Here is a 14,477-nt window from a genome sequence, read left to right as displayed (position 1 = left end):
AATTGGGGCCGCTCCCACAAAGGTCCGGTGTACGCCGATCAATGTGGGAGCGGCCTTGTGTCGCGATAGGAGGCCGAAGGCCTCCCAGGATCTGTCAGGCTATCAATGAGCCCAAGGCAGAATCGGAATCGCGGTCACCGCATTCTGCGGGCTGCCTTCGATCATGCGGTCGCTGTACACCAGGTACACCAGCGTATTGCGCTTCTTGTCCAGGAAGCGCACCACCTGCATGGTCTTGAACACCAGCGAGGTGCGTTCCTTGAACACTTCCTCGCCATCCTTCAGCTCACCCTTGAAGTTGATCGGCCCGACCTGACGACAGGCAATCGATGCCTCCGCCCGGTCCTCCGCCAGCCCCAACCCACCCTTCACGCCGCCGGTCTTGGCCCGCGACAGGTAGCAGGTCACGCCCTCGACCTTGGGGTCGTCGAACGCCTCGACCACAATACGGTCGTTCGGCCCGAGGAACTTGAACACGGTGGACACCTGGCCGATTTCCTCAGCCCCGGCCAGCATTGGCAGCACCAGCGCTGCCACACCGATCACGCGCTTGAACAGGCTCATACCAACACCAGATTGTCGCGGTGCACCAGCTCCGGCTCGGCGATATAGCCCAGCACGCTTTCGATGACATCGGATGGTTGGCCGATGATCTTTTGCGCTTCCAGCGCGCTGTAGTTGGCCAGGCCGCGGGCCACTTCAACACCGTCCGGGCCGACGCACACCACCATCTCGCCACGACGGAAGCTGCCCTGTACGGTCTTCACGCCAACCGGCAACAGGCTCTTGTTGGCCTGGCGCAGCGCCTGCACGGCACCGGCATCCAGCACCAGGGTGCCACGGGTCTGCAGGTGGCCAGCCAGCCACTGCTTGCGCGCGGCAAGCATGCCGCGCTCGGGCGACAACAAGGTCCCCAGGCGTTCGCCGGCCTTGAGGCGATCCAGCACGCGCTCGATGCGGCCACCGATGATGATGGTGTGGGCACCGGAACGGGCGGCCAGGCGCGCGGCGCGCAGCTTGGTCTGCATGCCGCCACGACCCAGGGCGCCACCGGTACCGCCGGCCACGGCGTCCAGTGCCGGGTCGTCGGCGCGGGCCTCGTAGATCAGCTGGGCGTCGGGGTTGTTGCGCGGGTCGGCATCGAACATGCCATCGCGGTCGGTGAGGATCACCAACAGGTCAGCCTCGACCAGGTTGGCCACCAGCGCCGCCAGGGTGTCGTTGTCGCCGAAGCGGATCTCGTCGGTGACCACGGTATCGTTCTCGTTGATTACCGGCACCACGCCCAGGTCGACCAGCGTGCGCAGGGTGCTGCGTGCGTTCAGGTAACGCTTGCGGTCGGACAGGTCGTCATGGGTCAGCAGGATCTGCGCGGTGTGCTTGCCGTGCTCGCCGAAGCTCGACTCCCAGGCCTGCACCAGGCGCATCTGGCCGATCGAGGCAGCGGCCTGCAGCTCGTTCATCGCACTCGGTCGCGAGGTCCAGCCAAGCTGGCTCATGCCGGCAGCCACGGCCCCGGAGGAGACCAGTACCAACTCCACGCCTGCCTCACGCAGCGCGACCATCTGCTCGACCCAAACGGCCATGGCACCGCGGTCGAGGCCTTTGCCATCGGCGGTCAGCAGAGCACTGCCAATCTTCACGACCCAGCGCTTGGCGCCCGTCACCTTGCTTCGCATCTTCTTCCAACCTATGTCGAATCTGTAGATACCGTGGATACAAAAACGCCGCTCCAAGGAGCGGCGTTTAGTGTACTGCAACCGGTCAGTCGCGCACGTAAATGATTTCCGGGCCGTCTTCGTCGTCCTCGAAATCATCGTCCCAACCGTCATCATCGCCGATGTCGTGCACGCTCTTGACGCCGGTGCGACGCAGGGTACGGGCGTCGTCCAGGGCCTGCAGCTGGGCACGGGCTTCGTCTTCGATGCGCTGGTCGAGGTCAGCCAGCTCTTCGGCATAGGCCGGGTCGTTGGCCAGGCGGTCGGCGCGGTCTTCGAGGTAGCGCATCAGGTCGTGGCTGAGCTTTTCGGTACCCTGTTTGGAGATGGCCGAGATCACGTACACCGGGCCCTCCCACTGCAGGCGCTCGACCACTTCCTTGACCCGCTCGTCGCGCTCGTCTTCCATGACCATGTCGGCCTTGTTCAGCACCAGCCAGCGCTCACGCTCGGCCAGCGACGGGCTGAAGCGGGTCAGCTCATTGACGATGACTTCGGCGGCATCGGCCGGGCTGCTTTCGTCCAGCGGCGCCATGTCCACCAGATGCAGCAGCACACGGGTGCGCGCCAGGTGCTTGAGGAAGCGGATACCCAGGCCGGCACCTTCGGAAGCACCTTCGATCAGGCCAGGGATGTCGGCGATGACGAAGCTCTTCCAGCGGTCGACGCTGACCACGCCCAGGTTAGGCACCAGGGTGGTGAACGGGTAGTCGGCCACTTTCGGCTTGGCGGCCGAAACCGAGCGGATGAAGGTGCTCTTGCCGGCATTCGGCAGGCCCAGCAGGCCGACGTCGGCCAGCACTTTCATTTCCATCTTCAGGTCGCGCTGCTCACCCGGCTTGCCAGGGGTGGTCTGGCGCGGCGCACGGTTGGTGCTGGACTTGAAACGGGTGTTGCCCAGGCCGTGCCAGCCGCCCTGGGCGACCATCAGCTTCTGGCCAGGGGTGACCAGGTCACCGATCACTTCCTGGGTGGAAGCGTCGATCACGGTGGTGCCGACCGGCACGCGCAGGAACAGGTCGTCGCCTTTCTTGCCAGTGCAGTCGGTGCTGCCACCGTTGGCGCCACGCTGGGCCTCGTGGTGACGGGTGTAGCGATAGTCGACCAGGGTGTTGAGGTTTTCGTCGGCGACCATGTACACCGAGCCACCATCGCCACCGTCACCACCGTTAGGGCCACCGTTCTCGATGAACTTCTCGCGACGGAAGCTCATGCAACCGTTGCCACCATCACCGGCCTTGACCCGAATGGATACTTCGTCAACAAACTTCATTCAAAACCGCCTCTCGCCTGCTGGCGAGTTGAATACCTGAAAAACCTGAGGCTCTTGCAAAACTGAGCGCGGCGGCCCCGTACGACCGTAGAAACCCACGCCGGCAGCCCATACAAACAGCTTTGCAAGAGGCTCACCACAAACGAAAAAGCCCCGTCGCATGACGGGGCTTCTGGAGCGACGTCGCGATTAAGCGGCGACGATGCTCACGTAACGGCGCATGAACTCGCCTTTTTTCTCGAACTTGATCACGCCTTCGATCTTGGCGAACAAGGTGTGATCCTTGCCCATGCCAACACCGTAGCCAGCGTGGAATTCGGTGCCGCGCTGACGGACGATGATGTTGCCTGGCTTGATAGCCTGGCCGCCATACATCTTCACGCCAAGGCGTTTCGATTCTGAGTCGCGACCGTTACGAGTACTACCACCAGCCTTCTTGTGAGCCATGGTTCAATTCTCCAAATAAATTCAGGGGATCTAGGGGATTAAGCCTGGATACCGGTGATTTTGATCTCGGTGAACCACTGGCGGTGGCCCATACGCTTCATGTGGTGCTTACGACGACGGAACTTGATGATGCGAACCTTGTCGTGGCGGCCTTGCGAAACGACTTCGGCCACTACTTTAGCGCCAGCAACAACTGGAGCACCGATGGTGACTTCTTCACCGTTGGCGACCAGCAGGACGCGATCGAAGGTCACGGATTCGCCAGTGGCGACTTCCAGTTTTTCGATCTTGAGGAATTCACCTTCAGCGACTTTGTACTGCTTGCCGCCGGTAACGATTACTGCGTAAGACATGGTATTTCTCCGATAATCCTGCTCACCCAGCGCTTTATATGATGAGTATTGGCTGGCATGGCTGCACAGGGCTGGAACGGCCCGGCGCAATTGCGTAAGGCAGGTGCTGCCCAGGAAGTTAGGGTGCGCGATTGTACGCAACCGCGGTTTTGCTTGCAAGTACCGCCCCCGGCGCACGGGTACCGCGCCTTGACACACCGGGACCCGCGACCTAGCATGCCGCGCAACCTCACTGGAGCAGCCGATGCAACCCCAAACCTTCTACCGTGCGGTGGCTGATGATTTCAGCGCCGTCGACGAGATCATCAAGAAGCAGCTGACCTCGCGCGTGCCGCTGGTATCGAAGATCGGCGACTATATCACGTCCGCCGGTGGCAAACGCCTGCGCCCCCTGCTGGTGCTGCTGTGTGGCAAGGCCCTGGGCCGCGAGGGCGACGACCTGCGCCTGCTGGCTGCCACCATCGAATTCCTGCACACCGCCACCCTGCTGCACGACGACGTGGTCGACATGTCCGGCATGCGCCGCGGCCGCTCCACCGCCAATGCCCTGTGGGGCAACGCGCCGAGCGTGCTGGTGGGCGACTTCCTCTATTCGCGCTCGTTCGAGATGATGGTCGAACTGGGCTCGATGCCGGTCATGCAGATCCTGTCCAAGGCCACCCGTGTGATTGCCGAAGGTGAAGTGCTGCAGCTGTCGCGGGTACGCGACGCCAGCACCACCGAGGAAGTCTATATGGAGGTCATTCGCGGCAAGACCGCGATGCTGTTCGAAGCCTCGACCCACAGCGCCGCCGCGCTGGCCGAAGCCAGCGACGAACAGCGCGAGGCCCTGCGTACCTTCGGTGATCACCTGGGCGTGGCGTTCCAGCTGGTCGACGACCTGCTGGACTACAAGGGCGACTCGCAGACCCTGGGCAAGAACGTCGGTGACGACCTGGCCGAAGGCAAACCCACCCTGCCGCTGATCTACACCATGCGCGAAGGCACCGCCGAACAGGCTGCACTGGTACGCCAGGCGATCCAGAAGGGTGGCCTGGAGGACCTGGAGCAGATTCGCGTGGCGGTCGAAGAGTCGGGTGCGCTGAACTACACGGCGGAGCTGGCGCGTGACTATGTGAAGCGTGCCATCCAGTGCCTGGAAGTGCTGCCGGCCAGCGAATATCGTGATGCGCTGGTCGAGCTGAGCGAGTTTGCTGTGGCGCGTACTCACTGACAGATCGAGTCGCCTTCATTCGCGGGTAAACCCGCTCCCACAGGGATATCACAGGCCTCCGGGCCTATGTTGTACCTGGGGGAGCGGGTTTACCCGCGAAACATTTGTCCGGACATAATCACTTCATCAGAAATACCTCTTACAATGTGGGCTTTCAACCGTCTGTTTGTTTGAGGAACCGAAGTGAGCACTCTGCCACCCTGCCCAAAATGCAACTCCGAATACACCTATGAGGATGGCACTCAGCTGATCTGCCCTGAATGCGCCCACGAGTGGTCGGCCAGCGGCGACGCCGAAGCGGCCAGCGACGAGGTGGTGAAGAAGGACTCGGTCGGCAACATCCTGCAGGACGGCGACACCGTCACCGTGATCAAGGACCTCAAGGTCAAGGGCTCCTCCCTGGTGGTCAAGGTCGGCACCAAGGTCAAGAACATCCGCCTGTGCGATGGCGACCACGACATCGACTGCAAGATCGACGGCATCGGCGCCATGAAGCTGAAGTCCGAGTTCGTGCGTAAAGTCTGATAACGCGAATACCGCCAATTGGCGCTTGCTATTTAGATAATAAGAATTATTCTCATTGGAACCGCTATCCAAGGAGAATAGCCATGACTTATCTGATCGACGCCTGGCTGGACCGCCCCCACCCCTATCTGCGCATTCTTCATCGGGAAACCGGCGAAGTGTGCGCGGTGCTTGAAGAAGACGCGCTCGACGAGCTGCGTGACCAGGGCGACCTGGACATGAGCGGGCTGAATTCGAGTGAGCCGGGGGTGCTCAAGGAGCTGGTGCGCAATCTGTTTCTGTTCTGCTATGCGCGGGCCTTGCGCCCCGGGGGAACGGACTGGAACTGAGGCTGGCAGGGCCGGCCTCTGCGCGAGTGAACCCGCTCCCACAGGGGCCCCACAGCTCTGAAGCATTGTGAGGTCCCTGTGGGAGCGGGTTCACCCGCGAATGGGCCGCAAAGCGGCCCCGAGGGTATTACAGAACGTCGAGCAGCTCGACGTCGAATACCAGCACGCTGTGCGGCGGGATGCTGCCAACGCCTTGGGCGCCGTAGGCCAGCTCGCTCGGCACGTACAGGCGCCACTTGCTGCCAGCGTTCATCAGCTGCAGGGCTTCGGTCCAGCCAGCGATCACACCACCCACCGGGAATTCAGCAGGCTGACCACGGTCGTAGGAGCTGTCGAACACCGTGCCATCGATCAGGGTGCCGTGGTAGTGCGTGCGCACGTTGTCTTCGCGGGTCGGCTTGGCGCCTTCGCCGGCGGTCAGCACTTCGAACTGCAGGCCCGAGGCCAGGGTGGTGATGCCGTCACGCTTGGCGTTCTCGACCAGGAATGCCTTGCCAGCAGCAGCTGCTGCTTCAGCCTTGGCAGCCGCTTCGGCTTGCATCACGTCGCGGATGACCTTGAAGCTGGCCGACAGGTCGGCTTCGCTGACGCGGCTGTCGGCGCCGTTGAAGGCGTCGGTCAGGCCGGCCAGGATGGCTTCCAGGCTGACGCCTGGTGGCGGGTTGTCGCGCAGCTGGCCGCCCAGCTGACGGCCGATGCCGTAGCTGACGCGAGTTTCGTCGGTGGACAGGTTGAGTTCGGACATTGTCGTGCTCCACTGCAGGGCGCAGTGAAGCCGCGCCCTTGATGAAAAGGGCGAGCAGCCTAGCACACTGGGGCGCTGCGAGCAGCTACCAGGCCGAGCGCTGGGAAATCGGCACCTTCAAGTCTTCTTCCGGGTGCGTGCCCATACCGCACATTTCGTCCTGCACCGACCAATGCACCAGGTTCATCGAGACCATGGGGATGGTTTGCAGCAACTTGCGCGCATCCTCCACCGAATGCACGCGCAAGCGTTCACCACGGGTGTCTGACAGGGGATGGGGGTGGCCTTTGATCCGGGCCTCGAGCAGGTAGTCACCGCCTTCGATGGCGATCAGGTTCAGTTCGTCGACATGGCCAGCCCTGGCCTCGGTATTGAGCTGATGCAGGTTCATGAGAGCACCTCGCGATGGGAACCACGCATGAGAGCTCATTTTTTCTACAGAAAGGGAGAATGCACAAGGCATGACTGACGCCGCTCGTCAGTTGGAACGTGCTGGCCTCTTCGCGGGCTTGCCCGCTCCCACAGGGATTGCGAAGAGGCCAGTCAGGCTCAGTGCTTGGTCAGCTTGTCCAGGTAACCCATGCAGAATGCCGAGACCACGAAGGTCATGTGGATGATCACGTACCACATCAGGTAATCGGTGGAGATGTTCTGCGCGTCCATGAACACCCGCAGCAGGTGGATGGACGAAATGGCCACGATCGACGCGGCAACCTTCATCTTCAGCGACGAAGAATCCATCTTGCCCAGCCAGTTGAGCTTTTCCTTGCTTTCGTCGATGTCCAGTTGCGAGACGAAGTTCTCGTAGCCCGAGATCATCACCATCACCAGCAGGCCACCCACCAGCGACATGTCGATCAGCGACAGGATCACCAGGATCAGGTCGGCTTCGCTCAGGGCGAAGACGTTGGGCAGGACGTGGACCACTTCCTGGAAGAACTTGAGCGCCAGGGCCAGCAGGCCGAGGGACAGGCCGAAGTAGATGGGGGCGAGCAGCCAGCGAGAGGCATACATCGCGTTTTCGAGGATACGTTCCATGGAGGATTGGGACTCATCAGGTGACTAAAAAAGCGACGGCGAGTATAGCCAGCCACCTGTTACAGCAAAAGCCCGGGGGCTGCCATGCAGCCCATCGCGACACTAGGCCGCTCCCACCAGTACAGCGCAGTCCTCAAGGGCGATGCTGTGCCTGTGGGAGCGGCCTTGTGTCGCGATGGGCCGCAAAGCGGCCCCCGGCCTCAATCAAGTCTCAGGATGAAACTGGTAATCCCCCAGGTTCCGGCACCGCTCGCCATTGATCCGCCGCAACTGCGCCTGCAGATGCAAACACCAGATCTGCGGATCCTCGGCCACCTGATACCCATGCAAGGTCAGGCTGTCGACAATGGCATTGAGCACCGATTCGGCCACCAGCGGCCCATGGAACGGCCCTTGGGCCTTGATGGCGGAGGGTTGTTCACCGGCCATGCCGGCGGCGAACAGCAGCGTCCACATGCCGTTGTCCCCGGCCAGCGGACGGATGCTGCATTCGATGCGGGTCACCAGGCCCAGGCACTGGCGTGTGAGGCTGAGATTGCGCATGGCCGCGCCCCCTCCAATAAGCCTTGTTCAGCCTGGACCTCAGGCTGTTTCCATCCTGAACGCTAATACCGTCCTTAAGTTCCAGCATAGAAGAACAGTACCGAAAGATGGAAAACCGGCGCTGAACGGTAGCACATCGCCGCCAGCGCCGGTTTCTTGACTCAGGCCGGCTTGGCCTGGGCAATCACCTCTTCCAGGCGTTCCTTCTCCGCCTTCTCGACTTCTTCCTCACTGATCATCTCGGCGATCTCACGCAGGCGCTCCACCACCCGAGCGTTGACGCTGCCTTCAGTGAACTGGCCCTTGTCATCCAGCACCCCGGCCTCCTCGCCCACCAGCAGGCTCAACGCCTCGTCGGCCTGGCTGACCGCATACACGTGGAACATGCCGTTCTCCACCGCCTGCAGCACGCGCTCGTCGAGCATCAGCGTGGCAACGTTGGCACGCGGGATGATCACCCCCTGCTCACCGGTCAGGCCACGCGCCTCGCACAGACGGAAGAAGCCCTCGATCTTCTCGTTGACCCCGCCCACTGCCTGCACTTCACCAAACTGGTTGATCGAGCCGGTAATGGCGAAGCACTGCTTGAGCGGCGTGCGCGACAAGGCCGAGATCAGCGTGCAGGCCTCGCCCAGCGAGGCGCTGTCACCGTCCACATAGCCGTAGGATTGCTCCAGAGCGATGCTCGCCGAGATCGCCAGCGGGAACTCCTGGGCATAGCGGCTGCCCAGGTAACCGGTGAGGATCATCACGCCCTTGGAGTGGATCGGCTGGCCGAGGTTGACCTCACGCTCGATGTCGACGATACCGCTGCCGCCCGGGTACACGGTGGCGGAGATACGCGCCGGCATGCCGAACGCCGAATCCCCCACTTCCAGCACGGTCAGGCCGTTGCACTTGCCGATGGCCGCGCCTTCGGTGTCGATCAGGATGATGCCGGCGAGCATGTCGTCCAGCACCCGCTGCGAAACACGCCCGGTGCGGGTGGCCTTGGCCTTGAGCGCACGCTCGATGTGCCCGGCGTCGGTCATTTCGTCACTGGCCAGCTGGCGGATGAAATCGGCTTCGCTGACCAGTTGGAACAGGTCGCCGATACGGGCCGACAGACGCGACTGGTTTTCTGCCAGACGGGCGCTGTAGGTGGCCAGGCGCGCCACCGCGTCACTGGTCAGTGGCGCCATGCCCTCTTCGTTGGTACGGGTGCGCAACAGCTGGGCAAACTGCTCCAGGTTCTCGTCGACCATGGGCATGTCTTCGTCGAAGTCCACCAGTACCCGGAACATCTCCTGGAAGTCCGGGTCGTGGTCCTGCAGCGCGTAGTACAGCTGGCGCGAACCGATGATGACCAGCTTGATGTTCAGCGGGATCATCTGCGGCGTCAGGCTGACGGTGGCCACCCGGCCCAGCTCGCCCAGTGGCGATTCCATCTTCAACTTGCGCGACTGCAGCGCACGCTTGAGCGCGTCCCATACGAACGGTTCGCCCAGCATCTTCTCGGCTTCCAGAATCAGGAAGCCGCCGTTGGCCCGGTGCAGCGCACCCGGGCGCAGCTGGCGGTACGAGGTGTACAGCGCACCCTGGTCGGTGCTGTATTCGATACGGCCAAACAGGTTGTCGTAGGTCGGGTGCGGCTCGAACACCACCGGCGCACCGCCGTCGGCGTGGTGGCCGACCACAAGGCTTGGGGCGTACTGCTCTTCCAGCAGCTTGCGCGCGGCGGCGTCGGTCTTGCTGTCGTCGACCAGTTGCTCGACCACGGTACGCAGCAGGTTCAGTTGCACCGACTGCAGGTAGGCACAGACCGCAGCGTTCTCGGCGTACTTTTCCGACAATGGCGCCAGCAAAGGCTGCAGGGCCAGGGTGATGGTTTCTTCGTTGAGTTGGCGCAGCTGGTTGTTCGACTCGCGTTTCCATTGCGGCAGGCTGGCCAGCTCTTCGTTCAGGCGCTCCTCGAGCAGGGCGATATCCTCGTGGAACTGCTCGCGCACCTCTTCCGGCAACTGGGCGAATTCGGCTTCATCCAGCGCCTTGCCGTCGGCCATCGGGGTGAAGGCGACGTTGCTGGCGTCGCGGTACAGGGCCACGTCCTTTTCCAGCGAGGCGCGCTCGATCACATCCAGGGCGCGGTCGTAACGCTGGTTGAAGGCGCGGTCGATAGCGCCCTTTTTCTGCTGGTACGACGGGTGCTCGAACACCGCCGGGAAGGTCGACAACAGGTTGTCGATCAGCCCGTTCATGTCGGCGATGAACGCCCCGGCGCTGCCGGACGGCAATTCCAGCGCGCGGGGCTCGCGGGTGTCATCGAAGTGGTTGACGTAGAGCCAGTCGGCCGGGGTCTGCTGGCGCTTGCCCTCGGCCTTGAGGTAGCGCTTGACGAACGAGAAGCGGCCGGTGCCAGGCTCGCCCATCACGTACACGTTGTAACCGGGGCGCGGCATGGCCACGCCAAACTGCAGGGCCTCGACAGCACGCTCCTGGCCCAGGACTCCGCGAAACGGCTCCAGATCGTCGGTATGGGTAAAAGCAAACTGCTCGGGGGAGAAACGCCGGGTCAGGGCTTCAGGCGCGAGACGCAGGCGCGCAGCGACAGGATCGGGCATTGGGTTTCCTTACTTCGGCGGGGCAGATACGCAGCATTCTGGCGCTGCCCGCGCGCGCCTTGCAAGGCTCCACAAGACTTTATGTCGCAGCCTGAGCGGGACATGTAACAGCAAATTTTTCGCAATCAACAACGCAACTCTTAGATCGTGCCTAAACTCCAAGCTGCGCGGGTGGGTGAAACGCTTTCCCGACCTGGCAACCGAGTTGCCAGAAACCCTGACCCTTGGTTAAGTCAAATAGAGAACAAATGCTATGAAACGGATTCTTCTGGGTACTCTGTTCACCGTGGCCTCACTCAATGCAATGGCCGAAGCGCCAGGCGGCCCGAACTGCGGCTGGGGCAACATGCTGTTCGAAGGCCAGCGCGGCACGCCGGCACACTTCCTGGCTTCCACCACCAACGGCACCTCCGGTAACGCCACCTTCGGCATGACTTCGGGCACCAACGGCTGCTCGACCAAGGCGTCGCTGACCTATGGCGGCAAGTCCTGGTTCGCCATGAACGGCATGATGAATGAACTGTCCGAAGACATGGCCATGGGCCAGGGCGAAGCACTGACCACCTATGCCGTGGTTCTCGGCGTGGCCCCGGAAGACCGCGGCTACTTCGCATCGGTCACCCACCAGCACTTCAACCAGATCTTCAGCAGTGCCGACGTCACTGCCGAAACGGTCCACAGCAACACCCTGGCCGTTCTGAAGAACGACCCACGCCTGGCCAAATACGCTACCGAGGCCTAAGTGCGGTTGCTCCCGCCCCGGCTCCGGGGCGGGTTTCGCCTTTTTTTCGGCATCGTCAAGAAGTAGTTGCCCGATATGCTCAAACGCTTCATATCCCTGGCGCTGTGTGCCTGCGCCCCTGTTCATGCCGCGCCCGCGCTGGACCAAGGCCGTGTCCAGCAACTGGCCAACACCCCTTACTGGATTGCCCTGGGCCATTACGAAACCGCCAAGCTGGGCGGCTGGCGCAGCTATGTGGACGATGATGCGTTCTTCCTCGCCAAGGACGGCGCGCACCACCCCGACCAGGAGCTGCAAGCCACGGTCGAAGCGCTGTACGCCCCGGCCAACCTCGGCGACAAGCACGCCCAGTGCGTGTTCCCGGCGCGCACCCGCTGGCTGCGCGAACAGCTCGACCTGCGCGATTTGCCGCAACCGGACTGCCAGGAGTTCGCCACCTGGTACCAGTCGATCGACCCGCACAGTGCGGCGCTGATCTTCCCGGCGGCCTACCTGAACAGCCCGTCATCGATGTTCGGCCACACCCTGCTGCGCATCGACCAGTCCAATACCCGCAGCGACGACACCACGTTGCTGAGCTACGCGATCAACTTCGGCGCCTATATCGAAGGCAGCGACAACAGCATCCTGTACGCCTGGAAGGGCCTGATGGGTGGCTACCCGGGCCTGTTCGCGCTGATGCCCTACCAGGAAAAACTGTCCGAATACCGCAGCCTGGAAAACCGCGACCTGTGGGAGTACCAGCTGGACCTGACCCCGGAAGAAACCGGGCGCATGGTCGAGCATGTGTGGGAGTTGAAGCAGATCCAGTTCGACTACTTCTTCTTCGACGAAAACTGCTCGTATCGCCTGCTGGAGCTGCTGCAGGTGGCCCGGCCGAGCCTGGACCTGACCTCGCAGTTCCCGCTGACCGCCATCCCGACCGACACGGTGAAGGCCGTGAAACAGTCCGGCATGGTCGCCAGCGAGACATACCGCCCCTCGCGCGAACGTGAACTGCTGGCCCGGGCCGAGCCGCTCGATCACGGCGAAAAGCGCCAGGTGCTGGCGGTAAGCGCCGACACCGCACAACTGCAGAGCCCTGAATTCAAGGCCCTCCCCCGCGAGCGCCAGGCGCTGGTGCAGGATGCCGCGTACCGCCTGGAGCGTTACCGCGCCAATGGCCAGGCGCGCGACCCTGGGCAGGCCAAGCGCAGCTTCGAACTGCTGCGAGCGATCAACAGCAACCCGCCACCACCCCTGCAGATCGAGCGCCCGGGCCTGCCCGAGGACGGCCACGACTCGCGCACCTGGCAACTGGGCGTGGGCACCCGCGAAGACCGCGCCTACGCCGAGTACGGCCTGCGCATGGCCTATCACGACCTGAATGACAACGCCTATGGCTTCCCGCTGGGGGCGCAGATCGAGATCCTGCAGCTGAAGCTGCGCCAGTACGAGGGTAACGACTGGCAGGTACAACGCCTGGACCTGGCCACCATCCGCTCGCTGACGCCGCGCAACGAGCTGCTCAAACCCTGGTCGTGGCAGGTGGCCGGCGGGTTGGAGCGGGTGCCGGGCAAGCATGATGACGAGGTGCTGGTGAGCCATGTGAACGGCGGGGCCGGCGGCACCTGGCAACTGGCCGACGGGTTGCTGGGCTTTGCCCTGGGCACGGTGCGGGTCGAGCACCACAATGATTTTGCCCAGTTCATTGCCCCGGCGGCAGGCTTCAATGGCGGGCTGCTGTGGCGCAACGGGCTGGGCAACATGACACTGGAGGCCAAGGGCGATTATTTCACCAATGGCGAAGTGCGGCGCAGTGTGAGCTTGAACCAGCAGTGGGAGATCAGCCAGAACCTGGGGGTGCGGCTGAGTGCTTCGCGGGAGTTCAGCCAGCTGGCTACGGCGCAGAACGAGGTGATGCTTGAGTTGAAGTGGTACCACTACTGAGGCCGCTTTGCGGCCTTTCGCGGGCATGCCCGCTCCCACAGGTACTGCACAGGCCTCGAATCCTGTGGTGATCCTGTGGGAGCGGGCGCGCCCGCGAATGGGCCAGTGAGGTCAGCAGAGCAATGTGAACCAACCAACTCTTTGACACTGTTTTGACGGCTCCCCGACAAATCGCCACCTAGACTTTCCAGTATCAACCGGAGGGTTTTGTGGTTATGTCGCGGTACTGGTTCGGCGTGTGCATGGCGTTGTTGCTGTCGGGTTGCGAAACCACCCACGAGCAAATGGTCAACCAGGGTTATCCCCCTGCCTACGCCGATGGCTTCCAGGACGGCTGCAGCAGCGGCCGCCAGGCAGCCGGGCTGATGGTTGGCGGCTTTCGCAAGGACGTGCCGCGCTACCTGCACGAGCGTCAGTACGAAAGCGGCTGGGACGACGGCTTTCGCCAGTGCCACGCCATGCAGGACAGCGAAGAACAGCGCCAGTACCACGAGCGCTTCTGGGACCAGCGCGAGCGCGACTGGGAGCAGGAAAAGGACCGCGACGCCGCACGCGCCTATCGTCACAACTGAGTCGTAAACGGACATCTCTTGAAACTGGCGGCCTGCGATGATGGTCTCCTGCACAAGGAGGCCACGCATGAGCCGAGCATTCGTCAACGAAGACCAGGCCGCCGCCCAGGCTGACCAGCCGGTTGAGCGACGGGTCAGCGAACAACCCAACTACGTCACCGCCAGTGGCCTGCGCCAGCTGCAGGCACGCGTGGCCGAGCTGAATGCCCTGCGCGGCGAACTGCAGGCACAGGGCGAACGTGGCGACAAGCAACGGCTGGCGGATACCGAACGGGACCTGCGTTACTTCAGCGCGCGGGTGCAGAGCGCCCAGGTGGTGCCGGCAGCGACGTCGCGCAGCAAGGTGCAGATTGGTAGCCGGGTGCGGTTTGTCGATGCGCAGGACCAGGAACATGTGGTGCGGCTGGTGGGCGAGGATGAGGCAGATGCCGGGCGGGGGTTGATCAACTG

At 62.9% G+C, this 14,477-nt stretch carries 17 protein-coding genes; 7 read left to right on the top strand and 10 right to left on the bottom strand.

What is annotated here, in order from left to right; genetic code table 11:
* Positions 1–102 precede the first annotated feature (102 nt).
* The 5 genes from J5M71_RS11695 to rplU form a co-directional block, all read right to left on the bottom strand.
* Positions 103–564, bottom strand: coding sequence for a CreA family protein (locus tag J5M71_RS11695; RefSeq protein ID WP_019096697.1), 462 nt, complete (start codon positions 562–564; stop codon positions 103–105).
* Positions 561–1,679 carry a glutamate 5-kinase gene (gene proB / locus J5M71_RS11690; RefSeq protein ID WP_063911189.1) on the bottom strand — a complete coding sequence of 373 codons (1,119 nt, stop codon included), beginning with the start codon at positions 1,677–1,679 and terminating at the stop codon, positions 561–563. The genes J5M71_RS11695 and proB overlap by 4 nt, the downstream gene beginning before the upstream one ends.
* A gap of 85 nt (positions 1,680–1,764) precedes the next feature.
* Positions 1,765–2,991, bottom strand: coding sequence for an Obg family GTPase CgtA (gene cgtA / locus J5M71_RS11685; RefSeq protein WP_063911188.1), 1,227 nt, complete (start codon positions 2,989–2,991; stop codon positions 1,765–1,767).
* A 189-nt stretch (positions 2,992–3,180) separates the two neighbouring features.
* A complete protein-coding gene (gene rpmA / locus J5M71_RS11680) occupies positions 3,181–3,438 on the bottom strand; it encodes a 50S ribosomal protein L27 (RefSeq protein WP_046616804.1) in 258 nt (85 codons plus the stop codon).
* A gap of 38 nt (positions 3,439–3,476) precedes the next feature.
* Complete coding sequence (gene rplU, locus J5M71_RS11675; RefSeq protein ID WP_003247466.1) at positions 3,477–3,791, bottom strand: 50S ribosomal protein L21; 315 nt, start codon at positions 3,789–3,791, stop codon at positions 3,477–3,479.
* A 244-nt stretch (positions 3,792–4,035) separates the two neighbouring features.
* Here rplU and J5M71_RS11670 point away from each other — a divergent pair, with 244 nt between their 5' ends.
* From J5M71_RS11670 to J5M71_RS11660, 3 genes are all read left to right on the top strand, one after another.
* Positions 4,036–5,004 carry a polyprenyl synthetase family protein gene (locus tag J5M71_RS11670; protein WP_207832344.1) on the top strand — a complete coding sequence of 323 codons (969 nt, stop codon included), beginning with the start codon at positions 4,036–4,038 and terminating at the stop codon, positions 5,002–5,004.
* 183 nt (positions 5,005–5,187) lie between these two features.
* Entirely contained in the window at positions 5,188–5,529 is a 342-nt protein-coding gene (locus J5M71_RS11665; RefSeq protein ID WP_009686103.1) for a zinc ribbon domain-containing protein YjdM, read from the top strand.
* A gap of 83 nt (positions 5,530–5,612) precedes the next feature.
* Entirely contained in the window at positions 5,613–5,858 is a 246-nt protein-coding gene (locus J5M71_RS11660; protein WP_207832342.1) for a hypothetical protein, read from the top strand.
* 127 nt (positions 5,859–5,985) lie between these two features.
* Here the strand turns inward: J5M71_RS11660 and J5M71_RS11655 are convergent, their stop codons facing one another.
* The 5 genes from J5M71_RS11655 to J5M71_RS11635 form a co-directional block, all read right to left on the bottom strand.
* Positions 5,986–6,603, bottom strand: a complete 618-nt coding sequence (locus tag J5M71_RS11655) for an FKBP-type peptidyl-prolyl cis-trans isomerase (RefSeq protein WP_025337633.1) — start codon at positions 6,601–6,603, stop codon at positions 5,986–5,988.
* An 85-nt stretch (positions 6,604–6,688) separates the two neighbouring features.
* Positions 6,689–6,994, bottom strand: coding sequence for a DUF6482 family protein (locus J5M71_RS11650; protein WP_013970818.1), 306 nt, complete (start codon positions 6,992–6,994; stop codon positions 6,689–6,691).
* A 158-nt stretch (positions 6,995–7,152) separates the two neighbouring features.
* Complete coding sequence (locus J5M71_RS11645; protein WP_003247486.1) at positions 7,153–7,641, bottom strand: TIGR00645 family protein; 489 nt, start codon at positions 7,639–7,641, stop codon at positions 7,153–7,155.
* A gap of 204 nt (positions 7,642–7,845) precedes the next feature.
* Positions 7,846–8,184, bottom strand: coding sequence for a hypothetical protein (locus J5M71_RS11640; protein WP_003247487.1), 339 nt, complete (start codon positions 8,182–8,184; stop codon positions 7,846–7,848).
* Between the two features lie 161 nt (positions 8,185–8,345).
* The gene (locus J5M71_RS11635; protein ID WP_063911185.1) at positions 8,346–10,784 is read right to left on the bottom strand and encodes an ATP-binding protein; all 2,439 of its coding nucleotides are present in this window, start codon (positions 10,782–10,784) and stop codon (positions 8,346–8,348) included.
* A 253-nt stretch (positions 10,785–11,037) separates the two neighbouring features.
* Here J5M71_RS11635 and J5M71_RS11630 point away from each other — a divergent pair, with 253 nt between their 5' ends.
* The 4 genes from J5M71_RS11630 to J5M71_RS11615 form a co-directional block, all read left to right on the top strand.
* A complete protein-coding gene (locus J5M71_RS11630) occupies positions 11,038–11,526 on the top strand; it encodes a DUF3015 domain-containing protein (protein ID WP_063911184.1) in 489 nt (162 codons plus the stop codon).
* Between the two features lie 75 nt (positions 11,527–11,601).
* Positions 11,602–13,455, top strand: coding sequence for a DUF4105 domain-containing protein (locus J5M71_RS11625; RefSeq protein ID WP_207832341.1), 1,854 nt, complete (start codon positions 11,602–11,604; stop codon positions 13,453–13,455).
* Between the two features lie 215 nt (positions 13,456–13,670).
* On the top strand, positions 13,671–14,027 hold the full coding sequence (locus J5M71_RS11620) for a hypothetical protein (protein WP_207832339.1): 357 nt from the start codon (positions 13,671–13,673) through the stop codon (positions 14,025–14,027).
* Between the two features lie 67 nt (positions 14,028–14,094).
* A partial coding sequence (locus J5M71_RS11615) for a GreA/GreB family elongation factor (protein WP_207832337.1) occupies positions 14,095–14,477 on the top strand: 383 nt, incomplete at its 3' end.

It is taken from the genome of Pseudomonas sp. 43(2021) (assembly GCF_017490805.1).
Classification (GTDB): Bacteria; Pseudomonadota; Gammaproteobacteria; order Pseudomonadales; family Pseudomonadaceae; genus Aquipseudomonas.
This window is presented reverse-complemented; position numbering and strand designations above follow the sequence as displayed.